Source organism: Streptomyces sp. NPDC029164 (genome assembly GCF_055563995.1).
This window is the reverse complement of the sequence record NZ_JBVHWW010000005.1, coordinates 37,583-60,858: the sequence shown is the minus strand read 5'-3', so window position 1 is coordinate 60,858 and position 23,276 is coordinate 37,583. Positions and strand designations below refer to the sequence as shown.

Genomic DNA, 23,276 nt, shown 5'->3' with positions numbered 1-23,276 from the left:
TCTCAGCGGCCGCCGTCCCCGCCGTACGGCTCCCCGCCGTTCGCCCCCTCCTCGTACGCCCTCTCCTCCCGCACCGTCTCGTCGAGCGCCTCCGTGATCGCGTCCACGCAGTCCTGGTCGAGCATCGTGGTGACGTGGGCGTCCTGGAGCCGGCCGAAGCCCGCGTCGTACACCGCGGCACTGACGACGTAGCCGTCGGCGACCGGGAACGTACGGAAGATCCACTCGTCCCCGGTCCCCGCGGTCCCGTCCGGCCGCTGGACCCGCACGGCCCTGCCGTCCGGACCGAACCCGAACTCCGTGAACCGGAACTGCATGCCCTGGCCGATGGCCTTGCTGTAGGCCTCCTTGAGGGTCCACAGCCGCACGAGCGCGTCGTTGCGCTCCGCCTCCGGCATCCCGGACAGCAGCACCGACTCGTACGGCGTGCAGATGTGCCGGCCCAGCCCGCCGGCGTGCATCTCGCGGTCGGCCCGCTCCGCGTCCACCCCGATGAGGCCGGTGGTCGTCAGCCCGACGAGCAGCAGGTCCTCGGTGTGGCTGAGGCTGATGTCGATCTGGTCGCAGCCGCGCAGGTACGGGCGTCCGGTCGGTCCGTAGGCCAGTTCCAGGTCCGCGGGATCGCTGTCGAGCACCGCGCTCGCCGCGTACTTCAGGAGCATCCGGGAGGCGGTGTAGCGGCCGCGGACATCGGCGTGCGTCAGGTCGAGGTAGCGCGTCCAGTCCCGGCCGAGCAGCTCGCGCAGCCCGTCGCCGGACGGCACGCGCGGCTCCAGGTCCCTCAGCCACGCGTAGACCAGCGCCGTCCCGTGGGTGGCGAGGTCCTCCCGTACCCGGTCCCACGAGTCGCCTCCCGGCACCACGGCGACGGGCTCGCCGAGCGGGGGGCCGAGCGAGGGGCTGCCCGGGGCAGTCATCCGTACTCCTTCACGAGGGTGTGGATCTCCCGGAAGCGGTGCGCCTCCAGCAGACGGTGTACCGGTACCCGGTGGCCGGATTCCTCCAGGAGGGCCACCAGGCGAAGCAGGTTCAGTGAGTCCCAGCCGGGCAGGTCCACCAGTGCGGTGTCCGCGCCCTCGGGAATCGCGATGTCCAGGCCAAGGTCGTCGCGGACCGTCCGCAGGAACTCGTCGAGGCTATCGAGGCTCATCGCTTCCCCTTCCCCCCGGGGTTTCGGTGATGCGCACGTGCGCGGGTACGTCCGGTACCCGCGCCAGGTCGTGGTGGAACTCCACCGCCGCGTCCGCCGGCCCGCCGGTCCCCGTCCGCGTGAAGCCGCAGGAGGGGTAGAGGCCGCGGGCGCGGTGGTTGCGCGCGGTGGGGACGTACCGGGCCGTCACCCCGGACAGCCCGAGCGCGCGGGCCCGGTCCAGCAGCACCGCGAGACAGGCCTGTTCGACACCGCGGGCGAGCACCCGGCAGCTGAGCCACATGTTGTCCAGGTGCAGCACGCCTTCCGTGACGGTCCCGAGCACCGCTCCGACCAGGCCGTTGTCGCCGAACCGGTCCGCGCTGCGGGCGGCGAGCAGCAGCCGGGCCGGGTCGGCGGCCAGCACGGCCAGCTCGGACTCCGGGTGGCCCCCGCCGGCCAGGTTGAACTGGTGGGTGCGCAGGGTCAGCTGGGACATCCGGGCGAACTCGTGCGGGCGGGGCGGGGCGAGCCCGACCCGGACCTCCAGTGCCCGCAGGAACTCCTCGTGCGAGGCCGAACCGGCGTGCAGCGCCCGGCGCTCGCGCTGCCGGTGGTACTCGCCGGTCCGGGCCCGGTCCTCGTCGGTCAGCCGCGGGGTGTCGAACCAGCCGTCGGCCAGCAGCCGGGTCACGTGCAGCGCGGGTTCCCCGTCGAGCGCCACGACGGCCACGTCGGGCGTCCCGTGCCGTACCTGCGCGCGCTCGGCCGGTGAGTCGTCGGCGAAGACGAGGGCGTCCGTGCCGAGGTCCAGTTCTCGGGCGATGTCGGCCAGATTGGCGTCCTTGGGCTCCCAGTTGGCGTTGATCCGTACGAAGTCGCCCTCGCGCAGCACCAGATCGGGGTGGGTGTTCAGCGCCCGCAGGACCGGGCCCTCGTCGTTCTTGCTGCTGACCGCGAGGAGCACGCCTTGGGAGCCGAGCTGTTTGACGCACTTCTGGAAGGTCCCGAAGGCCTCCCCGCGCAGGGTGCCGGCCGCCGCGATGCCCTCGGGCCCCTCCTCGCCGAGCACCCCGTCCCACAGGGTGTTGTCGAGGTCGAGCACCAGGCACTTGCGGACCCGGCCGGCCAGCGCGCGGGCCAGGTGTCCGACCTCGCGGGCGTAGGCGGCGAGGAGTTCCGCACCGAGCCGGACCTTGGCGTGGCCGGCCAGCCGGGGGTCGGTGACCGGGCCGCCCTCTCCGATCAGCGGGTCCAGGTCGATCACCACGAGCCGGCCGCCGGGATCGGACTCGGTGAGCCGCAGCAGCCGGGCGTTGAACTCCCGCCACACCGCCCCCAGGAGGGCCCGGGAGCGGTGGTCGATCAGCTGATGGCTGTGGCCGCGCGGCAGCGGGACGGTGTTGAGCACCAGGGTCCCGGGGGCCGCTTCGGCCAGCGCGGCGCACCGGCCCAGCACCTCCTCGGCCGCGCGTTCCACGTCCTCGGGCCGCCACACCGCGGGGACCTGGGCGAAGACGGTCTCGGCGTCCAGCAGGCACAGGGTGAGGTCCGGCCGGGCCGTCCACAGCTCGCTGCCGGGGTCGGTCAGGTCGCGCAGGTAGGTGCCGTGTTCGCCGAGAACCGGCCTCAGCAGCATTCCGTGGCGGGCCAGTTCGCCCCGGAGCGGGTCGATGACGTGGCCGACGGTGGACTGGCCGGTGACCGCCACCGTCACGACGGGGGTCCGCGGGTGGTGGGCCAGCACGGCGTCGGCGTCGAGTCCGCCGAGCAGCCGGCCGGCCGCCGCCGCGGGCACCGCCCCTCCGGTCGTCCCCGACCCGGCCCGGGGTCCGCCCGGCCCGCTCTCCAGCGCGAGCAGCCCGGGTACCTGGTCGTACGCCTTCTCCAGCACGCCCTGCGCACGCAGTTCGCGCAGCCGGTCCAGTCCGCTCGTCATCGCCGCCTCACACCTTCTCCAGCGCGAACCCGGCCCGGATCCACCTGCTGGACTCCACGCACAGGGCCAGCGCCCGGTCCCCGGCGGCGAACTGCGGGAGCAGCCGCTCGAGTTGCAGGAAGGGCAGGGCGTTGCCCGTGTTGCCCGTCTCGGACACGCAGGAGACCTCCCGGGCGGGGCCGGCCGGCAGCCGCTCGACGATGCGCGCGGTCATCCGCTCGGACAGCTGGGGCGGCAGCAGGAAGCCGATGTCGTCGAGGCTCCATCCGAGTCCCCCGAGCAGCTCCCAGAGGATCTCCACGGAGATCTTCGGCACGTGCTCCTCGATCGCCTTGTAGTCCTCGGCCAGCATCCGCCGCCCCGAGTCGCGGTCGGTGGTGCCGTACCAGTCCAGGAGCTGGCCGGGCGGACGGCCCTGCCCGGTCCAGGAGTTCAGCACGGCCCGTACGGCGACCCGCTCGCCCTCGGGCTCGTCCGTGAGGACGGCGGCGCCGGCCCCGTCCCCGAAGAGGACGTAGTTGACCAGTTCCTCGGTGGGCATCCGGGCGGTGTCCCGGCGCGGCGACAGGAACCGGTGCGTGACGTCCCCGCCGAGGATCAGGCCGGCCCGGCGGCCGCCGAGGATCAGGGTGCGGCCCAGGTCGAGGGCCTGGACGGCGCCGGAGCAGCCCGCCTGGATCTGGTAGACCGGCAGGTGGTCGAGGCCCAGGCGGTCGGCGACCTCGCTCGCGGTGGTCGGCAGGAGCAGGTCGGGGGTCGCGGTCGCGAGCACCACGAACTCGATGTCGGCGGGGGCCAGTCCCGCCGTGCTCATGGCCTGGGCGCCGGCCTCGGCGCACAGGTCGGCGAGCGAGCCGCGGACCTCTCCGGTGACCGGGTCCCAGCCGAAGTGCCGGGTCCTGGTGCCGACGAAGAGGTCGATCCACTCCTCGCTCACGCCCAGCAGCGCACCGAGCGCGGTGTTGTCCACCGGGTCGCCGGGCAGCGCCGTACCGGTCGCCGCGAGGTAGACCGTGGCGCGGTCCGCCGCGTCCGCCGCGTCCGCCGCGTCCGCCGCCCGCGTCATGCCGACCTCGCCAGGAGCATGTCGTCGAGGAAGGCGGCCAGCGAGCCGACCGAGCGCAGCGCGGGCAGCATCTGCTGGACGGAGACCTCGCCGACCCGTGGCAGCCTGGCCTCCACCTGGTTCTTCAGCTGCATGATCATCACCGAGTCGAAGCCGAGGTCCTCGTAGAAGCGGGCCTCGCGCACCACGCGTTCCGGGGGGTAGCCGCCGACCTCGGTGACGGCCTGGACGACCGCGAGCAGCACCGGATCGTCGGCGTGGTCCCCGGCCCCGCCGGCCCCGGCCCCGGAAGGCTCGGCGACCGGCGGGACGGTGACGGGGGGAACGGCGACGGGCCCGGCGGGCTGGGGCGGGGCGGTGTGCACGAGTGCCTGCCGGTCCCAGTGGCGCTGCGCCGACGAGAAGACGTACGGGCTCAGCGCTTCGACGACCCGGTGCCCCGGTGCGTACAGCTCCTCCCAGAGGGGGTCCAGCCCGCCCCGGTACAGGGCGGCGACGGTCTCCGCGAGCTCCCTCCCCGTGGCCCCGGCGCCCGGGGCGGGGTGCAGGAGCTCCGCCGCCGCCGCGCGACCGCCGCGGGCGGCGATCTGCAGGAGCGTGCCGCGCGGCCCGATCTCGATCAGATGGGTGGGGGCCACGTCGGCGACGAGGGCGCCGAGCGCGGTGTCCATGAGCACGGGCTCCTCGATCTGGTCGGCCCAGTAGCCGGCGTCCATGAGCTCGTGGCGCAGCATCCGGCCGTGCCGGGTCGAGGCCACCGGCACGGTGGGCGGCCCGCAGCGCACCGACTCGGTGCGCAGGCCGGCGGCGGCCGGGGCCATCAGGGGCGAGTGGAAGGCGTGGGAGACGGGCAGCGGTTCGACCCGTACGCCGCGGCCCGTGAGCGCCCGTCCGATCCGCTCCAGTGCCTCCAGCGGTCCGGAGACCACGGTGTCCGCGGGGCCGTTGAGCGCGGCCAGGACCGTGCCCGGCTCTCCCGCCAGCAGCTCGGCGAGCTCCTCGGGGCCGGTGCCGGCGGCCATCATGGCGCCGCCCGCGGGCAGTTCGCCCATCAGCGCGCCGCGCCGGACCACCAGCCGGGCGGCCTCGTCGAGGGAGAGGGCCCCGGCGATCACGGCCGCGGCGTACTCGCCCAGGCTGTGGCCGAGGACGGCCGCCGGGGTGATCCCGAGCGAGATGAGGGTACGGGCCAGCGCGTAGCCGACGGCGAACAGCGCCGGCTGCGCGCACTCGGGCCGGTGCACCCGTTCGTCGCCGCTGAGGATCAGCTCGCGCACCGACGTGCCGAGGTGCGCGGCGAGCGCCTCGTCGGCCTCGGCGAGATGGCGCCGGTAGGCCGGGGAGTCGCGGTGGAGCCCGGCCGTCATGCCGGGGAACTCGCTGCCCTGGCCGGTGAAGAGGAAGGCCACGACCGGCCTGCCCCACGGGCGCCCGCCGCTCCCGGCCACGTCCTGCGGGCCCGCCGCGCGGCGCAGTGCGGCCACGAGCTCGTCGGTGTCGCGCACGGGGACCGCGAACCGGTGCGGCAGGCCGGTCTTGATCCGGTTGCTGCTCCAGCACAGGGCCGCCGCGCCGCCGCGCGGCCGCCTGGCCACCGCCTCGGCCTGCGCGGCGAGGTTGCGGCGCAGCGCCTCGGGCGTGTCGCCGCTGACGGTGAAGACGCCGACGGCGTCGCGTGCGTCGCGTGCCCCGCCCGTACGGGCTCCCGGGGCGAGCGGGATCCGGGGCGCCGAGCCGAGCACGGCGTGGGCGTTCGTGCCGCCCATGCCGAAGCTGCTGACGCCGGCGAGGCTCTCCCCGCGCGGCAGCCGCATCGGGGACTTCAGCAGCCGCATGCCGCGTTCGCCGAGCCGCAGCCGCGGGTTCTCGCGGTCGGCGAACAGGCTGGCGGGGACGATCCGGTGGTGCAGGGCCAGCACGGTCTTGATGAGGCCGGCGATGCCCGCCGCGCCCTCGGTGTGGCCTAGGTTGCCCTTCACGGAGCCGATCGCGCAGGGGGTCTCGCGCGGGACCCCGTGGACCGCGCCGAGCGCCGCGCACTCGATGGCGTCGCCGAGTACGGTCCCGGTGCCGTGCGCTTCCACGAAGGCGACCCGGTCGGGGGTGACCCCGGCGCGCCGGTACGCGGAGTCCAGCACCCGCTGCTGCGACCAGCGGTTGGGGGCGATCACCCCGTTGCTGCGGCCGTCCTGGTTGACGGCGCTGCCGCGCAGGACGGCGTAGATCCGCTGTCCGTCGGCGAGGGCGTCCTCCAGCCGGCGCAGCACCACGAGGCCCACGCCGTCGCTGCGTCCGATCCCGTCGGCGTCGGCGCTGAAGGGCTTGCAGCGTCCGTCGGAGGCGGCCAGGCCCAGCTGGCCGTAGACCATGCCCAGGGAGGGCGAGAGCACGATGTTGACCCCGCCGGCCAGGGCGGTGTCGCACTCCCCGGTCAGCAGGGAGCCGGCGGCGAGGTGGACGGCGACGAGCGAGGACGAGCAGGCCGTGTCGACGGCGAGGCTCGGTCCGGTGAAGTTGAAGTGGTAGGAGATCCGGTTGGCCGCCATGCCGGCGCTGCTGCCGGCGCCGAGCAGCGGGGTGACGCGGGCGAGGTCGCTCATGGTGAGGCGGCCCCATTCGCCGCCCATCACGCCGACGAACACCCCGGTCTCGGTGCCCGCGAGGTCGCCGGGGGCGCGGCCCGAGTCCTCCAGCGCCCGCCAGGCGCAGGGCAGCAGGAGCCGGTGGTGCGGGTCCATCGCGGCGGCCTCGCGCGGGGTGACGGAGAAGAAGTCGCTGTCGAAGACATCGGCGTCGTCGATGAAACCGCCGCTGCCGCTGACGGCGGGGAAGTCCCTGGCCTCCCAGCGCTGCGCGGGCACGGGGCCGATGCCGTCGCCGCCGCGCATCAGCAGGTCCCAGTACGCCTGCACGCCCGCCGCCCCGGGGAACGCGCAGTCGATCCCGACGACGGCGACGTCCCCCATCAGTGCCGGCCCCGCGCGTCCGGCGAGGCGGCCGGGAGCACCGTGGACAGGTAGCCGGCCAGGCTGGTCACGGTGGGGTGGTCCCACAGCAGGGTGGGCTCCACCTCCAGGCCGAACTCGTCCTCCAGGTCGCCGCACAGGCTCAGCGCCGCCACCGAGTCCATGCCGTACTCGGCGAGCGGCACGCCCGGGTCGATGGTCTCGGGTGCGCGCCGCAGGTAGAGCGAGAGCCGGGCGTACAGCCACTCGTGCGGCAGCGCGCCGTCGATGGCCGCGGCGGGCCGAGCGGTGGGAACGGTCATCGTGGGACTCCTTCAGTGCGTACGGCGCGTCCGCCGGCCGGCCGGGCGACCGGCCAGCCGGGGATGGGCGTGGAATAGAGGTCGTAGCTGATCTGGGTGCTGAAGCGGAGCTGGACCTCGTGCCGGATCCGGGTCTCGCACTCCGCCGGCAGGTCGGCGACGCGCGTGCCCAGCCGCCGGGCGATGCGGTGGAGTGCGGCGGCGGCCCAGGACGGGTCGGCGAGGAACGGGTCGGGGCCGTAGCGGCCCTGGTCCCACAGCCCCAGCACGGCGGCCGCGGCGAGCAGCAGCGCGTACCGGTCCATGAGGGCGAACTTCGCGGGCTGGGCGGTGGCCGCCGTGCCGGCCGCGTCCAGTCGCAGCACCCGGGCCCGTACGTCGCGGAACTCCTCGACGAGCTGCCCGGCGAGCGTGCGCAGGGCGCTCTCGACGGGGCCGGTGCCGTCGATGCCCGCGCTGACGGCGAGCATGGTCGCGCTGAGGGAGTCCCGGCCGCACGCGAGGCTGAGCCGGTCGGTCCGCAGCGGCGGCAGGTCGCCCTGCAGCCGGAACAGCGCGGCGGGCGCCTCGTCCTCGACGAACCAGGACGCCCTCGCCAGCCGCGGCATCTGCGGGATGACGGTGGCCTGGCAGGCGACGGTCCCGGCGTGGCCGAGGCTGAGCACCGGTACGTCCCTGACGTGCTTCTGGAAGATGCCGAGGGTGCCCTCGCGGGTGTAGAAGCCGGAGCCGAGCACGATGGACAGGTCGTACATGGTCTCGGTGAGCACGCGGGGCAGCAGGTACTTGAGCGCCGCCGAGTAGACGCTGGTCTCGGCGGGCAGCAGGTGCAGGGCCCGGGTGGCGACGACGGCGAGGGCGTCGTACAGCAGGAGGTTGACGAAGGCGTTGCTGAGCGCCGCGCCGGTGCGGCCGCCGTCACCGCGGCCGCCCGACTGCCAGCCGCCGGAGCGCTCCCGGTCGAAGCGGACGGCGGTGCGCAGGCTGGTGTCGAGGGCCGCGACGGCCGTCGCGGCGATCACGGTCCGGCTGATCTGGAAGGACCGCAGGGCGGTCGTGATTCCGCTGCCCTCCGGGCCGAGCAGGGCGGAGGCGGGCACCGGACAGTCGTCGAACTCGATCCCGGCGAACCGGCAGCCGCGCAGCCCGACGGGGGTTCGGCGGGCCGTCACCGCGGCCCGTGCGTCCGTCAGCTGCCCGGGTTCCAGCAGGAGCACCGAGTGGCTGCGGCTGCCGGGGGCCGGGTCGGTACGGCAGAACAGCACGAGCGCCCCGGCCCGCTCCAGGTCGTTGACCATGGGCTTGCCGCCGCTGATCAGATAGCCGTCGCCGCTGCGGCGGGCGGTGACCTGACTGCGTACGTAGTCGTTGCTGTGGGCGGTCTCGTGCTGCGCGATGGCCGCCTTGCCGCCGTCGCGCAGCAGCCCCGCGAGCCAGTGCCGCTGCCGGGAGCTCCCGGCGGTCCAGACGTCGGAAGCCGCCATGAAGGTGGTCATGCCGTGGCCCATGGCCAGGCCCACGTCCCGGCGGAAGACCGGGCGCATGATCCTGACCAGGGTGTCCATCCCGTCGAGCCGCCCGCCCAGGGCGCGCGGAATGTACTCGTCGGTGATGCCGAACCCGTCGAGCAGCGCCTCGCCGGCGGCGAAGGGCACCGCGGCCCGGTCGGCCTCCAGCAGCGCGGTGTAGCCGACCGGGTTGGCCGGGTCCGAGGGGTCGCCGAACAGCGACTCCAGCTCGGCCACCCGGGCCCGGACGGTCCTCTCGCGCCGCTGGGCCGCTGCCTGGTCGCCGAGGAGCGACGTCACCACCGTCTTCCTCCGTCGGCTCCTTCCGGCCGCAGCAGGTCCTCCCCGAACAGCACGTCCTCGGCGCGGGCCAGCGCGTACACGTCCGGGGTCAGCACCTCGTACTCGCCGCGCAGGACGCCGTCGAGGAAGAGCTTGCGCATCAGGGTGCGCTGGACCTTGCCGCTGCTGGTGCGGCGTACGGTGCCGGGGCGCACCAGGAGCACGTTGCCGGCCGGGATCTCGAACTCCTTGCCGATCAGGGCCTGCATCCGCTGGGCGACGGTGCGCAGTTCGGCGCTGCCCGCCCCGCGCACCTCCTGGACGAGGACGAGCTGCTCGCCGCCGGCGTCCACGGAGAACGCGGCCCCGGCGCCGAAGGTCAGCGCGGGGCTGACGGTCCGGGCGGCCCATTCGATGTCCTGGGGGTACACGTTGCGGCCGTTGATGATGATGACTTCCTTGAGCCGCCCGGTGACGAACAGTTCGCCCTCTTCGAGCATGCCCAGGTCGCCGGTGCGCAGGAAGTTGCTCTCCTCGCCGTTGAGGCTGGCGAGGAAGGTGTGGGCGGTCTCGGTGGGCCGCCGCCAGTAGCCGCGGGCCACGCTGTAGCCGCGCAGCCAGATCTCGCCGACGGCGCCGGCCGGCAGTTCGCGGTGGGTCAGGGGGTCGACGATGCGGACCTCCACGTCGGCCGGGGTGCCGCAGCCGATCAGGGTCTTGACGTTCTGTCCGGATCCGGCGCGGAGCACCTGGTCGCGCTGGAGGGCGGTCCGGTCGAAGTCCCTGCGGACGTGCGGGGTGCCGGGGACCCCGCCGGAGACGACGAGGGTCGCCTCGGCCAGTCCGTAGCAGGGGTAGAGGGCCTCGGGGCGGAAGCCGGCCGGGGCGAACCGCTCGGCGAACTCGTCGAGGCTCTCGGGGCGTACGGGTTCGGCGCCGTTGAGGGCCAGCCGCCAGCGGGACAGGTCGAGCGCGGCGATCTGCTCGTCCTTCACGCGGCGTACGCACAGGTCGTAGGAGAAGTTGGGGCCGCCGCCGACGGTGACGCCGTACGCGTCGATGGCCTGGAGCCAGCGCAGCGGGCGCTTGACGAAGGACAGCGGGGTGACCTGGACGCTGTGGCTGCCGAGCCACACCGGGTGCAGGAGGTGGGCGACCAGTCCCATGTCGTGGAAGTAGGGCAGCCAGCTTCCGAAGACGTCCTCGCGGGTGGTCCTCAGCGCCTTCTGCAGGGCGGCCTGGTTGGCCAGGAGGTTGCGGTGCGAGACGGTCACGCCGCGCGGTTCGGAGACGGAGCCCGAGGTGTACTGGAGGAACACCAGGTCGTCGGGGCGGGCGTTGACGGGCTGGAAGGCGTCGGCGTCGCCGATGCCGGGCACGTCGCTGACCACGCACACCGCGTCGGGGCCGGCGTTGCGGGCGAGCCACAGGGCGACCTCGGGGGCTGCGGCCGTCTCGGTGAGGACCACCTTCGCGGCGGTGTCCTTGAGGACCGCGGTGGTGCGGTTGAGCCGCTTGTCGCGGCCGGCCTCGCCCGGCATGGGTACGGGGACCGCGATGGCGCCGGCGTAGAGGCAGCCGGTGAACGCCTTGAGGAATTCGACGGTGGAGGAGTAGACCAGCAGCACCGGCTGTCCGGTCGCCCCGTGTTCGCGCAGGCAGGCTCCGATCCGTCTGCCCTCGCGGTCCAGTTCGCCGTAGGTGAGGTGCTCGGCCTCCACGCCGCCGGCCGTGTCGCGGAGGAAGACGTGTACGTCCTCGTCGGCGAGTTCAGCCGCCCGAACCCGGAGGAGTTCGGTGAAGGTGGCGAAGCGTGACGGTGACATCCGCGGCATCCCCTCGGGTCAGCGGGCCCGTGGAATGGCGGACCTCGATTCCCCCGGATCCTGCGCGGACGTCCTTAAGGGGCGCTTGCGCCCGCCGGCAGCGCGGCCCGCGGCGGCCGCGCCCGCCGGCTCCGGGGACCCGCGGACGGCACCCCTATCCCGGTCAGGGGGGTGGTCGGTGTTCTCCGCGCGCCCCCCGGCCGCCTTCAATGGCGGGCACTGCCCAGGGCCGCCATCGGCGCGCCCCGACGGCCGAGGAAACGGGTGGAGCATGACAGTTGCCGATGTCGGTGTCCGAGTGGCCGAACTAGGAGCGATCAAGGAGTCCGCCGAGCTGGGCCCGTCCCCGAGCGCCTCCGAGGCGCAGCACGCCCGCGGCAAGCTGACCGTGCGCGAGCGCCTCGACCTGCTCTTCGATCCGGGCACCTTCCGCGAGATCGAGCAGTTGCGCCGGCACCGGGCCACCGGTTTCGGCCTGGAGGACCGCAGACCGCACACCGACGGCGTGGTGACCGGCTGGGGCAAGGTCGGGGGCCGCCGGGTGTTCGTGTACGCGCACGACTTCCGGATCTTCGGCGGCTCGCTCGGCGAGGCCCACGCGCAGAAGATCCACAAGGTGATGGACCTCGCGCTGGCGGCCGGCGCCCCGCTGGTGTCGCTCAGCGACGGTGCGGGGGCCCGGATCCAGGAGGGGGTCACCGCGCTCGCCGGGTACGGCGGCATCTTCCGCCGCAACGTGGCGGCGTCCGGGGTGATTCCGCAGATCAGCGTGATGCTGGGGCCGTGCGCGGGCGGGGCGGCGTACTCGCCCGCGCTGACGGACTACGTGTTCATGGTGCGCGACATCGCGCAGATGTACATCACCGGTCCCGACGTGGTGCAGGCGGTGACCGGAGAGCGGATCAGCCACGACGATCTCGGCGGCGCGCAGGTCCACTCCTGCGTCTCGGGCGCGAGCGCCTTCCTCTACGACACCGAGGAGGAGTGCCTGGAGGAGGTACGGCACCTGCTGTCGCTGCTGCCGTCCAACAACCGTGAGATGCCGCCCGCCGTGCCCGCCGGCGACCCGGCCGACCGCCGGACGGGGGCGCTGTCCGAGCTGGTCCCGGCCGACCCGGCGCGTTCGTACGACATGCGCGCGGTGATCGAGGAGATCGTCGACGACGGCGATCTCTTCGAGGTCCACGCCCACTGGGCGACCAACATCATCTGCGGGCTGGCCCGGCTGGACGGGCACGTGGTCGGCATCGTCGCCAACCAGCCCGCCTCGCTCGCCGGGGTGCTGGACATCCACGCCTCGGAGAAGGCCGCCCGCTTCGTGCAGACCTGCGACGCCTTCAGCATCCCGCTGGTGACGCTGGTGGACGTGCCGGGCTTCCTGCCGGGCAGCGACCAGGAGCACGGCGGGGTCATCCGGCACGGCGCGAAACTGCTGTACGCGTACTGCGCGGCCACGGTGCCCCGGGTGCAGGTGATCCTGCGCAAGGCGTACGGCGGTGCCTACATCGTCATGGACTCCCGCTCGATCGGCGCGGACCTGTCGTTCGCGTGGCCCACGAACGAGATCGCCGTCATGGGCGCCGAGGGTGCGGCGGGCGTGGTCTTCCGCCGGGAGATCGCCGCCTCGGACGACCCGGAGGCGGTGCGCGCGCAGCGCGTCAAGCAGTACCGGCAGGAACTCATGCATCCCTACTACGCCGCCGAGCGCGGCCTCGTCGACGACGTCATCGACCCGGCCGCCACCCGGCAGGTGCTGGCGGACTCGTTGGAGGTCCTGCGGGCGAAGCACGTGCCGCTGCCCGAACGCAAGCACGGCAACCCGCCGTTCTGAGCCCGATGAGCGAGCGGGCCGAACCGGACGTGAAGATCGTGCGCGGCGCACCGGACGGCACCGAACTGGCCGCCGTCCTCCTCGCGCTGCTCGCCGCCGTCGCCCGGCTGCCGGGCGACGGCGGTGCGCAGACCCCGCCGCCCCCGGCCCGGGCCGGCTGGGGTCCCGCCCGCGGCTGGCGTCCGCCGGGCACCTGGACCGCGCGGTGAGCCGGAACCACCTCCCCCGAAAGGACACCGACCGACGATGACCCGTACGACCCTGACCCCTTCGACCCCGACGGCGACCAGCGCCTGGCTGCGCCGCTTCCACCCCGCCGAGGACGCCCCCGTACGGCTGTTCTGCTTCCCGCACGCGGGCGGCTCGGCGAGCTACTGGTTCCCGGTGTCGCGGGCCCTGTCCCCGGACGCCGACGTGGTGGCCGTGCAGTATCCGGGCCGCCAGGACCGCCGCCACGAGCGCTGCGTCGACGATCTGCACGAGCTCGCGGACCGGGTCGTCGCGAAGCTGCGGCCGTGGTGCGACCGGCCGGTGGCGCTGTTCGGGCACAGCCTGGGCGCGTCCCTGGCCTTCGAGGTGGCGCGGCGGATGGAGGCGGCCGGCGATCCCGCACCGGTGGCGCTGTTCGCCTCGGGGCGCCGGGCCCCCTCGCGGCCGCGCGCGAACCAGCTGGTCCACCTCGCCCCCGACGCCGAGCTGCTCGCCCGGATAAAGGCGATGAACGGCACGGATCCGGCGGTCCTGGCCGACGACGAACTGCTGCGCTCGGTGCTCCCGGCGATCCGCGGCGACTACAAGGCCGCCGAGACCTACCGCCATCGCCCCGGCCCCGCCCTGACCTCCCCGATCACGGTGCTCACCGGGGACAGCGACCCCGAGGTGACCGCCGAGGAGGCCGCGGCCTGGGCCGACCACACGGACGGCCCCTTCTCGCTGTACCGCTTCCCCGGCGGCCACTTCTACCTCAACGAGCACGCCGCCGAGGTGATCGCCCTGCTCCGGCGCGGGCTGGCCTAGCCGCGCGTTCCCGGACCGGATCGGCGGACAACCCGCACGAGTCGGCGCGTTGGCGTGCGCAAAATGATGAAACCCGATCGGCTGTGGGGCGTTAGAGAGGTGGGCCGCCGTTCGCCCGCGGTGCAGACGAGAGCACGAGGAGCACGATGAGAGACCCGAAGCCGGCCGGACGCGGCCGGATGAAGCTGGCAGCCCGATGCCGGGTGGCCACGGAGGCCCCCGCCTTCGGGTTGGTCGTCTTCTGCGCGATCCTGCTCAACGCCGCTCTGATGGGCGTGGAGACGTACAGCGGCCTCGCCGCGGACCACCGGCAGCTGCTGGAGGCCGCGGAGAACTGCTGCCTCGCCCTGTTCAGCCTGGAGATGCTGCTGCGCATCGGCGCGTGCGCGGACCGGCCGAAAGCATTCTTCCGCGACCCGTGGAACCTCTTCGACCTCGCGGTCGTCGCCTCGGCCTTCGTCCCGCTCGTGCGGGAGAACACCACCCTGCTGCGGATGCTGCGGCTGGCCCGCGTCCTGCGCACCGCGCGCTTCCTGCCGCACCTGCGCATCCTGCTGATCGCGGTCGGCCGCAGCCTGCCGGGGACCGCCAGCTTCCTGTTCGTCGGCGCGCTGGTGCTGTACGTGTACGCCATGGTCGGCTGGGTCTGCTTCGCCGACTCCGACCCGCAGCACTACGGTTCGGTGGGCCGCGCGATGCTCACGCTGTTCCTGCTGACCACCCTCGACGGCCTGACCGACGCCGTCCGGGCGGGGCTGCAGATCTCCCGGCTCAGCATCATCTACTACGCCTCCTACGCGCTGCTCGCCTCCTTCGTGCTGGTGAACGTCCTCATCGGGGTCGTCCTCAACTCCCTCGACGAGGCGCGCGAGATCGAGGACGCGGCCCACCGCGACCTGAAGCAGCCGGGGCCGCCGCCGACCGACGCGGACGTACGGGACCGCATCGCGACGGCCCGCCGCGCCCTGGACGAGATCGAGGCGACCCTCACCGCGGCGGACGGCCGCCCGCCGCGGCAGCTGGAGGCCTCGCACAGCGGGCCCTGACCGGCAGGGGGGCTCACGTCCCCCCGACGTCGAGCAGGCGGATGTCCCACGTGCCGTCCGGCCGCCGGTGCGTGTCCCAGCGGCCGTACTGGTCGGTGAGACCGTCGTACGGGCTCGTCTGCAGGCTCAGTCCCTCGAAACGGACCCGTCCCCGGAACGTGGCTTTCCCGAAGTCCACCGGTCCTTCGAATACCGCACCGGTGGACAGCAGCCCCTGCTCCCATGTCGCGGACGCGAAGGAGACGGGTCCGGCGAAGCCCGCTCTGCTCAGGCCGGTCGGGCCGCAGAACAGGGCGCGGGAGAAGTCCGACCTCCCGGCCACGTGCATCCCGTCCAGGTCCGCGGATGCCTCCAGGACCGCCCGGGCGAAGGAGACCTCGTCCAGGAAGGTGCTGTCTTCGAAACCCGCCGGGCCCCGGAACTCCGTACGACGGAAACCGGCCGCGCGGTGGAAGCGGCTGCGGTCGAAGTCGCCGACGCCGAGGAAGACCGCGCCGTCGAAGGAGACCGGCCCGGCAAAGGTGGAGCCCCCGAGCCCGGCCCGCCCGGAGAACACGGCTCGGACGAAGGAGGCACGGGCCAGGAACTCGATCCCTCCGTCGTTCCAGTCGTCCACGAAGAACGCTCGGTCGAAGTCCGCCGGGCCCGGCCTGACCGGGTGCGAAGGCGATTCCCGCAGTGCCGCCAGGAGTCGCTGGAGCAGGCCCTGGCCGAACCTGGTGCCCCTGAAGTCCACCGGGGATCCCGGCCCGAGGGTCCCCAGGTAGACGTGCTCCTCCTCGGGCCCGAGATGGGCCAGACAGCGGTCGTACCCGGGCAGCCGGATCCCCGTGCACGGGGTGGGCAGGGACCGCGCGGAACGGTGGCCGCAGACCGGCCAGTCGATGCCCTCGCCCTGGAGCTCACCGGCCTCCGTCAGGGCGAGGCCCAGTTCGACGGGGTCGCCGGTGCACAACCAGCCCTCCGCCGCGCCGCCGGCCGGCACGAGGGTGCGCACCGCCGTGGGACCGACCAGCTCGGCGAGTTCCTCGTACAGGGAGTGGGACAGGGCCACGGCGAGGGGACCCGGCGTCGACCCGGTCCGGTCCACCCGGCGGAGGAGCCGGACGGCCTCGGACGCGGTCGGCGAGGCGCTGACGCGGCTCCCCGCCCAGAGGGCTCGCGTGGGCCCCGCGGCCACGGCCACGCGGAGGGAGAAGGGCCTGCCGTCCCTCCTGCGGCTCGCGAACAGGGCCATGGCGCGGGGCAGTTCGGACAGCAGCCGGCCGGCCTTGCCGAGGGCTCCCGGCGCGTTCAGCAGCACGAGCCTCGGCGTACCCTCCCCGGAGCCGGCCAGCCGGAGGGTGACGTCCGCGTCCCCCATGAGCTGCAGCATGAGGTCTCTCACCTCCTCGTCCGGCGAGCTTCCGATCGGGTACACGCCGTCGTCACCGGGCAGCACCGCCAGGCACACACCGGAGTCCTCCGCCTCGCCCGCCTGTTCGTGCTCGGCCATGGCCTCCCGGAAGCCGGGCAGTTCCCGCAGCGCGCGGCCCGACAGGAACACCATGCGGTCCGGCCAGACCCCGTGCACGACGCCGACCAGCTCGCCGGCGTGGGAGACCGGGCCGCCGCGGTAGTGCGTCCAGCTCTCGGGCTCGGCGGAGAGCCGGACGAGCTCGCCGTTGCGGGCGCCGTCGTTCGGGACGGCCTCGCCCGTCAGCGCGACGGGCTCCCCCCGGTCCGTACGACCGTCGACGCGGACCCGCGCGGTCCCCGTGTCCGCCTCCGCCCAGGACAACGGCTCCGGCCGGACGGTCCGGTCCGCCAGGTCCTCGTCGGCCAGCAGCAGGGAGACCCGGGGCAGTGCGTCGTCCCACCACACCGGGCGGCAGGGGACCTCCCGGGCACCGGCCCGCACCCAGGCGACCGCGCCCCGGGAGAGCGGGGCGTCGCCGACCGTGAGCACCAGCCGTGGCGTCAGCAGGGTGCCGACCTCCTGGGGCTCCGGCATGGCGTCGTAGCGGACGCGTACGACCCGGTCCCGCAGGCCCGGCTCCTGCGGCGGCCCGGCCGCGAAGGGCAGGGCCTCGTCGGCCACCGTGCGGCGGCCGGTCCCGCCCGGGGTGACCCGGACGGCGGTGAAGTCGGGTGCGGGCCGCCGGTTGCGGGACATGAACTCCCAGACGCGGCGGCGTACCAGCTCCCTCACGGCGGCCACGTCCCCGCGCAGCTGCGAGCCGAGCAGGGCCTCCCGCACCCCGGGCAGGAACTCGAACTCCACTTCCTCGGTGGCCTGTTCGGCGCCCCCCCAGGGGGCGAAGAGCCCGCCGAGGGCGACCTCCGCGAGGTGGCCGTGCTCCGAGTCCCGCAGCAGGGAGCGCCGCACCAGCGTCATCACCGGCAGGGTCAGCGGTACGGCGGCCAGGTGGGCGGCGAGCTGCTGCGCGGTCGGGGAGGCGCTCGCCCGGAAGCGTTCCACCACCTCCAGCGCGCTGCGGGCGCGGGCGGGGGCGGAATCCTCCGGTGTGCTCGTGGCCCCCGGCTCGGCGTCCAGCCGCAGGCAGGCCAGCCGCCGCCACCGGCCGTCGCCGGAGACCACGCGCACCAGCCGGGCCAGGCTGCCCGAGGCGATGCCGACCACCGGCACGACGGCCGCGGCGGCCGCGGCGGCGCGGCGGCGGCCCGCGCCGGACCGCCGGGTGGCCGGGACCTGCTGCCAGGAGCGGGTGGCGGCCGCCGGCCGGTCCGCGCGGACGGCGAAGGGGACGGGCCGGACGGCGCCGCGCGTCCAGAGCCGTTCGGGCAGGACGTTCAGGACGGCCACGGCGTTGTGCGCGCACCAGTGCCGGAGCATGCCCTGCACGGGTGCCTCCCGCCAGCCGCCCGCCACGGTGTCGGAGAGTACGAGGATCAGCCGGCGGCCCGCGGGGTCGGCCAGTTCCAGCGGGTTGCGGGGCGGGCCGCCGCGGCCGCGCGTGAGCATCGGGGCGGCGCCGGGGCCGGTGCCCGTCAGCTGCCAGGTGCGTACGTCGCGGAAGACCCCGCTGCGGGTCAGGACGCCGCGGAGTTCGTCCACGAGGTCCGACCACAGCAGCATCGAGTGGTGCGTGTCGACGACCAGCGCCAGGTCCAGCCAGCGGCTCTCGGCGGGCCGCAGGACCGGGGTCGCCACCATCCGCTCGATGCTGCGCTCGACGGTGAGCTGCTCGTCCAGTTCCTCTCCGGGGCCGCCGATGGAGCGCCGGCCGACGGGGCGCAGGGAGCGCATGAGGGCGAGGGGATCGTCGAGGGAGGCGGCGCGGGGCAGCCGTACGGGCGAGCCCCGGCGGGCCCCGGCGGTGTCGGCCGGCATTCCGGCGGGGTCGGGCGGGGAGGCCGGGAAGAGCTGGACGGCGGGCGGGCCCTCGTCCGGGCGGTCCGGTTCGGGTGGCGGAAGGATGTCGGGACCGGCCTCGGGCGGGGCCGGTTCGGGGACCGGCGGCTGCTCGCCCGTCGGGCCGACGGCGGGCGCGCCGGGCGGGCGGGCCCCGGCGGGGTCCACCCGGGCCGCCAGCCACAGGATGTCGGCGATCTCCTCCACGCCGACGCCGGTGCGCGGGCCGCCGTCTTCGGCGCCCTCGGCGAAGGCGGCGAGCAGCCTCTCGATCACGCCGTGGGCCCGGTCAGGTGCTGCATGACGGTGGCGAGGAAGCGGTCGCGGTCCCCGGGGGCGGACCAGGCTCCGGCGAGGCGCAGCTGGATGGCGTTGAGGAGCTGGTCGGTGGCGAGGTCCCCGTCCTCGCCGCGGTCGAGGAAGCTCTGGACGAGCTCCTGGTACTCCTCGCCCGCCTCGATGTCGACGCCCAGCCGGCGGCGCACGATGCGGGCGAGCTTCTCCGGTCCGGGCGGCTCCAGGTGGAGGCGGACGCAGCGCCGCAGGAAGGCGGGCGGGAAGTCGCGTTCGCCGTTGCTGGTGAGGACGACGACGGGGAAGTACCGGCACTGGACGTGGCCCTGGGTGATCCGCACGGCGGCTTCGGGGTCGTCGTCGGTGCCGATGGCGACGGTGGGGTCCTCCTGGGCGAGGCGGGCGAGTTCGGGGATGAGGAAACCGCCGTCCTCGAAGACGGTGAGGAGGTCGCCGGGCAGGTCGATGTCGCTCTTGTCGATCTCGTCGACGAGCAGGACGCGCGGCCGGTCCTGGGGCAGCAGCGCGGTGCCGAGCGGCCCGAGGCGCAGGTAGCGGGAGATCGACGGGGCGGAAGCGGGGGCGGCGGCCGGGTCCGGGGGCGGTACGGCGGCTGGGGTCGCGGGGTGCGCGCCCGGCGTGCGCAGCTGTTCCAGCCCGGCCTCCTGGAGGCGCCCGATGGCGTCGTACAGGTACAGCCCGTCCCGCAGCACGGTCCGGCTGGTGATCGGCCAGTGCAGTACGGGGCCCAGGCCCAGGTCCGTGGCGATGCTGGAGGCGAGGGTGGACTTGCCGACGCCGGGCTTCCCGGTGACGAGCAGCGGCCGGCGCAGGTACAGGGCCGTGTTGACCACGTCCTTCTCCGCCTCGTCGGGTACGTAGCCCGCGCCGCGCCGCCAGGTGCGCTCCCAGGCCGGTCCCTCGCACCCGGGTGGCTCGTATCCCGGGTCGGGGGTGCCGGTGAAGTCCCGCCAGGGCGGCGGGGATCCGGCCTCCAGGCGGGTGCGCCGGTCCGCGCCGGGGCCGCTCCCGTGGTACAGCCACCAGTCCTTCGCCACTGCCTCTGCCTCCATCGTCCGTGTCGCGGTCTGTCAGTGGTCGGGGGTCAGGCCAGGGACCGGAGGCCCGGCACGTCGTCGGGATCGTCCCACAGGAGCACCAACTGGTCTCCCCCTGAGGGAGGTTGACGGGCGCTCGCGGCTCCCGCGGCCGCGCGCGGGGCGCGCGCGGCGGCCTTCGCGGCCGCCCGGCGCACGGCCCACACGCGTGCGGGCAGGTCCAGTACGTCGAGCGCGCCGGGGTCGGGCCGGCCGTCCGGCCCGGCCGGCGCGAGCAGGTCGAGGAGCGCGGGCGCCGGTACGCCGCCCCCGCGCCGCCACACGGCGACCGGGACCCCGCCTTCGAGTACGGCTTCCAGCAGCCCGGCGTGGGGCGCCGCCGTCGTGTGCGCCAGGACGCAGGCGGGCGCCGGCCCGTCGGCGAGTTCCAGCCCGAGCGCGTCCGTGACCTCGGTGTCCGCCACCACCCGGACGGCGTCGCGGTGCCGGCCGCCCTGGGCGCACAGCCACCGCCAGGAGGTGTGCCATGCGGCCCGGGTGTCGGCCCGCTCCTGCGGGCAGCGCACGACCACCTGGTGGAGCTGGCCGAGGGCGCGGGACCGGCCGGCCGGGCCGTGGGGCACCGGCCACTGGTCGAAGTCGGCGTCCAGCAGCTCGTACGGCACGTGGAACTCGATGCGGTCCACCGCGCCGTACGTCCGCCGGCCGGCTTCCCCGCTGCCGCCCGGCGTCGCCCCGATGAGGGCCAGTTGCCGTACGAGTTCCTCCCGTACCGCGTCCAGCCGGACCGGCGCGTCCTCGGACTCCCATATGTGCTCGGCCCGTTCGCCGTGCAGCCACATCCGGGCGAGGTGGCCGGGGCCGCCGCCCGGCGGCGCCTCCAGCCGGACGTGCACGACCGTCGTGCGCGGCGGAGGCGGGGGCGTGGGCACCGCGGGCAGGCCGAGGCGCTCCCGGGTGGCGTGCACCCAGTCCGTCAGCCGGTCCGCCCAGGCCGCGTCGCCCGCCTTGCCGGCCCGGTCCGCGAGGAACCGTACGAAGGGCACGGCCAGCGGCATCCCGCCGCGCCCACCCTGGCGCTCGTCCAGGTCCTGGACCACTTCCAGGAGGCTGTCCCCCGGCAGTCCGCCGCGCACCGGGGTGGCGCAGCCGGCCACCTTGAACGCCCAGGCGTAGGCCTCGTGCGCGCCGCGGGGCGGTTCGCGGCCCTCGAAGAGCGCGCCGAGCCCGTCCCAGGCGCGCTGGTCGAGCCGGGCGGCCCGGGGCAGCCGGGGCCCGGGCAGCTCGTCGTCGAGGAAGGAGCACGCGTCCCAGTCCCGGTCCACCACGAACTGCGGCAGCTGCCAGCCCTCGCCGCGCTCGCGCAGCTCCTGGAAGGCGCGGTGGATGCTGAGGGCGGCGCCGGGCAGCCCGCTGACGCTCTCCCGCAGGGACCGGTGCCCGATCTCGCCGAGCAGGGCCTCGGTGAAGCGGCCGGCCCCGCGCTCGGCGTCGTTCTGCGCGGCCTCGCCCTCCCGGGAGGCGTAGAGCCGGAACTGGCGGCGGCCCGGCACCGAACTGCCGCCGCCGTAGTCGGTGGTGCCGAAGTTCCACCGGGCGTCGCGGGGCGCGTCGACCCGGCAGGAGTCCACGAGGGCGGCCTGGAGCGGGAAGCGGCGCGGTTTGACCAGGTCGGTCCGCCACCAGCGGAGCGCCGAGTCGAGGTTGAGGTGTCTGATCTGGCCGCGGCTGGCGTCGGCGCAGGGCAGCATCAGCTCCTGGCGCGGGCCGAGGTAGCCGTGTCCGGCCCAGAAGATCCACAGCAGGTCGCCGTCGCACTGCGGGAGTTCGTCGAGCAGCACCGCTTTCACGTTCTCCTCGGTCGCCGGGCGGTGCGCCGTCCGCAGCGCGGCCATGGCCGGCGTGTCCGTCCAGTCGAGGTCGTCCGGCGCGTCGAGCGGGGACAGCAGCAACCGGACGTTGCCGGCCGGCACTTCGGCGGGACCGGTCAGCCAGCGGGCGAAGCGCAGGGCGTCGCGGGCCGGACCGCGCAGGTTCCAGTGGTGGCTGATCTCGTAGCGCTCGACCCCGGCGACGAGCGCGAAGGTGCGCCCCGGCCCGAGGGCCGGGGGCAGGAAGTCGGCGGGTGTCACCCGATCTCCGCCTCGGCCACCGCCTGTTCGATCCGCTCGTAGAGGGAGTCCTGTTTCCAGTAGGCGCTGTGGCAGGCCGGGAACGGCTGCCGGCTGCCGACCTCGTGGTCGGTGACGCGCGGGTCGCCGGGGAAGACCGGCCCGGCGAGGTAGGAGAGCACGTCCTGGCGGTCGTAGACGTTGAGCCAGCGCGGGAAGCCGTACGGGAGCTTCGCGCCCGGTTCGAGCGCGGCCAGCGCGCCGAGCTCGTGGAGGAAGGGGGCCTGGGAACCGACGGTGACGAGCAGTTCCGCCCCGGGGACGGCCTCGCCGCGGGCGGCGGCGAGGGCGAGGAGGTCCACCAGGGCGATCCCGCCGAGGCTGTGACCGATGAGTACGGTCGGCACCGGGTCGGCGGTGATCCGGGCGTGCAGGAACGTGCGCAGGTCGTGGCCGCGGGCCTGGTATCGCAGGATGTCGCCGAGCGCGGGCGTGGCGCCGACGGTGAGCGAGCCGCGCCAGGCGTTGAGCAGCGGCTGGGTGGTGACCCGCAGGGCGAGCCGGCCGAGGACGGCGGCCGCGCGGGCGCCGGGCACCCGGGCGTCGCCGCCGAGGCGGGTGGTGAGCAGCTCGACGAGGCGGTCCCGTTCGGCGCCGGTGCAGTCGGCCTCGGCTCCGGCGCGGGCCAGCGCGGCGGCGGTCACGGCCCGGGCGAGGGCGGTGGCCAGCTCCCGGGCCTGCGGCTCGCCGGCGGCGCGTTCCCCGGCCCGGGCCGCCTCGGCGGAGCGGGCGGTGGATTCCAGGGCGGCGGCGAAGCCCGCGGCGAGCCCGGTGCCGTGCAGCAGCGCGCCGAGCTCGTCCCCGGCCCGGGGCGGCGCGGGCGGCATCGCGGCCAGCAGCGCGAGCACCCGGGCGCCGGCGGACCGGACCCCGGGCATCGCGAAGCCGTCGTCCTCGGCGTCGTCGCCGTCCCGGCTCTCCCAGCCGGCCTCGGCGAGGACGCGCAGCTCGCACAGCGGGTCGGCGAGGAGGAGCGCCCATTCGGCCGTCTCGGCGTCCACGGGGTCGGGCTCGGCGTCCGGACCCGGCCTCCGCAGCCCGGGAACGGACCGGCCGCCCGCGCCGAGGGTCGCGCCGAAGCGGTCGCCCCAGTAGCAGGATTCGACGGCCGCGTCGGGGAATCTCGCCGTCAGCCGCTCCCGGACCAGGGCGAAGAGGCGGTCGTGCCGCTCGCGCCGTACCCCCGTGCCGTGGACCAACAGAAAACGCATCGTCGCCCCGCCCCCCTCGTACAGTCGCCCCCGCCCGCACCATAGCGCCGTGCGGGTAACAAGGGGCGGGGAACCGGGAGTTCGGGGCTCCTTGGGATCTGGGATCTGGGATCTGGGGCCCCGGGGGGCTGAGCGGCCGCGCGGCACCACCGTCGCCAGGTCCTGGGGCAGCGAGTACCAGTCGGCGGAGACGATCGAGGCGTGGGGGGCGGGGGGGGGGCCCGCCGCCCCCCCCCCCCCCCCGCCGCGACAACGCACAACACCACCCCAGCCCC

16 protein-coding genes are annotated in these 23,276 nt (G+C 74.9%); 4 read left to right on the top strand and 12 right to left on the bottom strand.

All coding sequences use genetic code 11. The features are described 5' to 3' along the window. Nucleotides 1-2 precede the first annotated feature (2 nt). Genes ACZ4VT_RS06835 through ACZ4VT_RS06800 form a run of 8 tightly spaced genes read right to left on the bottom strand, consistent with a single transcriptional unit; the run spans nt 3 to nt 11,018 of the window. Complete coding sequence (locus ACZ4VT_RS06835; protein ID WP_467947271.1) at nt 3-917, bottom strand: 4'-phosphopantetheinyl transferase family protein; 915 nt, start codon at nt 915-917, stop codon at nt 3-5. Next, entirely contained in the window at nt 914-1,150 is a 237-nt protein-coding gene (locus ACZ4VT_RS06830) for a phosphopantetheine-binding protein (protein ID WP_362807644.1), read from the bottom strand. The genes ACZ4VT_RS06835 and ACZ4VT_RS06830 overlap by 4 nt, the downstream gene beginning before the upstream one ends. Continuing rightward, nucleotides 1,137-3,068 (bottom strand): HAD-IIIC family phosphatase, encoded by a 1,932-nt coding sequence (locus ACZ4VT_RS06825; RefSeq protein WP_467947269.1) that lies wholly within the window; start codon nt 3,066-3,068, stop codon nt 1,137-1,139. The genes ACZ4VT_RS06830 and ACZ4VT_RS06825 overlap by 14 nt, the downstream gene beginning before the upstream one ends. 7 nt (nt 3,069-3,075) lie before the next feature. Beyond that, nucleotides 3,076-4,134, bottom strand: a complete 1,059-nt coding sequence (locus ACZ4VT_RS06820; protein ID WP_467947267.1) for a 3-oxoacyl-ACP synthase III family protein — start codon at nt 4,132-4,134, stop codon at nt 3,076-3,078. After that, nucleotides 4,131-7,100 (bottom strand): type I polyketide synthase, encoded by a 2,970-nt coding sequence (locus tag ACZ4VT_RS06815; RefSeq protein WP_467947265.1) that lies wholly within the window; start codon nt 7,098-7,100, stop codon nt 4,131-4,133. Before ACZ4VT_RS06815 ends, ACZ4VT_RS06820 begins: the two co-directional genes overlap by 4 nt. Beyond that, nucleotides 7,100-7,402, bottom strand: coding sequence for an acyl carrier protein (locus ACZ4VT_RS06810; RefSeq protein ID WP_467947263.1), 303 nt, complete (start codon nt 7,400-7,402; stop codon nt 7,100-7,102). Before ACZ4VT_RS06810 ends, ACZ4VT_RS06815 begins: the two co-directional genes overlap by 1 nt. Then, the gene (locus tag ACZ4VT_RS06805; RefSeq protein ID WP_467947262.1) at nt 7,399-9,210 is read right to left on the bottom strand and encodes an acyl-CoA dehydrogenase; all 1,812 of its coding nucleotides are present in this window, start codon (nt 9,208-9,210) and stop codon (nt 7,399-7,401) included. Before ACZ4VT_RS06805 ends, ACZ4VT_RS06810 begins: the two co-directional genes overlap by 4 nt. Continuing rightward, entirely contained in the window at nt 9,207-11,018 is a 1,812-nt protein-coding gene (locus ACZ4VT_RS06800; RefSeq protein WP_467947260.1) for a fatty acyl-AMP ligase, read from the bottom strand. The genes ACZ4VT_RS06805 and ACZ4VT_RS06800 overlap by 4 nt, the downstream gene beginning before the upstream one ends. Before the next feature lie 271 nt (nt 11,019-11,289). Here ACZ4VT_RS06800 and ACZ4VT_RS06795 point away from each other — a divergent pair, with 271 nt between their 5' ends. From ACZ4VT_RS06795 to ACZ4VT_RS06780, 4 genes are all read left to right on the top strand, one after another. Next, nucleotides 11,290-12,849, top strand: a complete 1,560-nt coding sequence (locus tag ACZ4VT_RS06795) for an acyl-CoA carboxylase subunit beta (protein WP_467947258.1) — start codon at nt 11,290-11,292, stop codon at nt 12,847-12,849. Nucleotides 12,850-12,854: 5 nt separating this feature from the next. Then, nucleotides 12,855-13,058, top strand: a complete 204-nt coding sequence (locus ACZ4VT_RS06790) for an acyl-CoA carboxylase epsilon subunit (RefSeq protein WP_467947256.1) — start codon at nt 12,855-12,857, stop codon at nt 13,056-13,058. A 37-nt stretch (nt 13,059-13,095) separates the two neighbouring features. Beyond that, complete coding sequence (locus tag ACZ4VT_RS06785; protein ID WP_467947255.1) at nt 13,096-13,866, top strand: thioesterase II family protein; 771 nt, start codon at nt 13,096-13,098, stop codon at nt 13,864-13,866. A gap of 146 nt (nt 13,867-14,012) precedes the next feature. Then, nucleotides 14,013-14,912 (top strand): ion transporter, encoded by a 900-nt coding sequence (locus ACZ4VT_RS06780; protein WP_467947253.1) that lies wholly within the window; start codon nt 14,013-14,015, stop codon nt 14,910-14,912. A 13-nt stretch (nt 14,913-14,925) separates the two neighbouring features. On the opposite strand, the gene ACZ4VT_RS06775 is transcribed toward ACZ4VT_RS06780, so the two are convergent. Genes ACZ4VT_RS06775 through ACZ4VT_RS06760 form a run of 4 tightly spaced genes read right to left on the bottom strand, consistent with a single transcriptional unit; the run spans nt 14,926 to nt 23,001 of the window. Further along, nucleotides 14,926-18,543, bottom strand: a complete 3,618-nt coding sequence (locus ACZ4VT_RS06775) for an SAV_2336 N-terminal domain-related protein (RefSeq protein ID WP_467947251.1) — start codon at nt 18,541-18,543, stop codon at nt 14,926-14,928. Next, the gene (locus ACZ4VT_RS06770; protein ID WP_467947249.1) at nt 18,540-19,634 is read right to left on the bottom strand and encodes an AAA family ATPase; all 1,095 of its coding nucleotides are present in this window, start codon (nt 19,632-19,634) and stop codon (nt 18,540-18,542) included. Before ACZ4VT_RS06770 ends, ACZ4VT_RS06775 begins: the two co-directional genes overlap by 4 nt. Before the next feature lie 32 nt (nt 19,635-19,666). Beyond that, nucleotides 19,667-21,751 (bottom strand): VMAP-C domain-containing protein, encoded by a 2,085-nt coding sequence (locus ACZ4VT_RS06765; protein WP_467947247.1) that lies wholly within the window; start codon nt 21,749-21,751, stop codon nt 19,667-19,669. After that, nucleotides 21,748-23,001 (bottom strand): hypothetical protein, encoded by a 1,254-nt coding sequence (locus ACZ4VT_RS06760; protein WP_467947245.1) that lies wholly within the window; start codon nt 22,999-23,001, stop codon nt 21,748-21,750. Before ACZ4VT_RS06760 ends, ACZ4VT_RS06765 begins: the two co-directional genes overlap by 4 nt. Between the last annotated feature and the right edge of the window lie 275 nt (nt 23,002-23,276).

Excerpts from the sequence above, each read along its gene's own strand:
- ACZ4VT_RS06830 (WP_362807644.1), bottom strand. The coding sequence starts at position 1,150 with ATGAGCCTCGATAGCCTCGACGAGTTCCTGCGGACGGTCCGCGACGAC.
- ACZ4VT_RS06835 (WP_467947271.1), bottom strand. The coding sequence starts at position 917 with ATGACTGCCCCGGGCAGCCCCTCGCTCGGCCCCCCGCTCGGCGAGCCC.
- ACZ4VT_RS06785 (WP_467947255.1), top strand. The coding sequence starts at position 13,096 with ATGACCCGTACGACCCTGACCCCTTCGACCCCGACGGCGACCAGCGCC.
- ACZ4VT_RS06825 (WP_467947269.1), bottom strand. The coding sequence starts at position 3,068 with ATGACGAGCGGACTGGACCGGCTGCGCGAACTGCGTGCGCAGGGCGTG.
- ACZ4VT_RS06790 (WP_467947256.1), top strand. The coding sequence starts at position 12,855 with ATGAGCGAGCGGGCCGAACCGGACGTGAAGATCGTGCGCGGCGCACCG.
- ACZ4VT_RS06770 (WP_467947249.1), bottom strand. The coding sequence starts at position 19,634 with ATGGAGGCAGAGGCAGTGGCGAAGGACTGGTGGCTGTACCACGGGAGC.
- ACZ4VT_RS06780 (WP_467947253.1), top strand. The coding sequence starts at position 14,013 with ATGAGAGACCCGAAGCCGGCCGGACGCGGCCGGATGAAGCTGGCAGCC.
- ACZ4VT_RS06810 (WP_467947263.1), bottom strand. The coding sequence starts at position 7,402 with ATGACCGTTCCCACCGCTCGGCCCGCCGCGGCCATCGACGGCGCGCTG.
- ACZ4VT_RS06760 (WP_467947245.1), bottom strand. The coding sequence starts at position 23,001 with ATGCGTTTTCTGTTGGTCCACGGCACGGGGGTACGGCGCGAGCGGCAC.
- ACZ4VT_RS06820 (WP_467947267.1), bottom strand. The coding sequence starts at position 4,134 with ATGACGCGGGCGGCGGACGCGGCGGACGCGGCGGACGCGGCGGACCGC.
- ACZ4VT_RS06795 (WP_467947258.1), top strand. The coding sequence starts at position 11,290 with ATGACAGTTGCCGATGTCGGTGTCCGAGTGGCCGAACTAGGAGCGATC.
- ACZ4VT_RS06815 (WP_467947265.1), bottom strand. The coding sequence starts at position 7,100 with ATGGGGGACGTCGCCGTCGTCGGGATCGACTGCGCGTTCCCCGGGGCG.
- ACZ4VT_RS06800 (WP_467947260.1), bottom strand. The coding sequence starts at position 11,018 with ATGTCACCGTCACGCTTCGCCACCTTCACCGAACTCCTCCGGGTTCGG.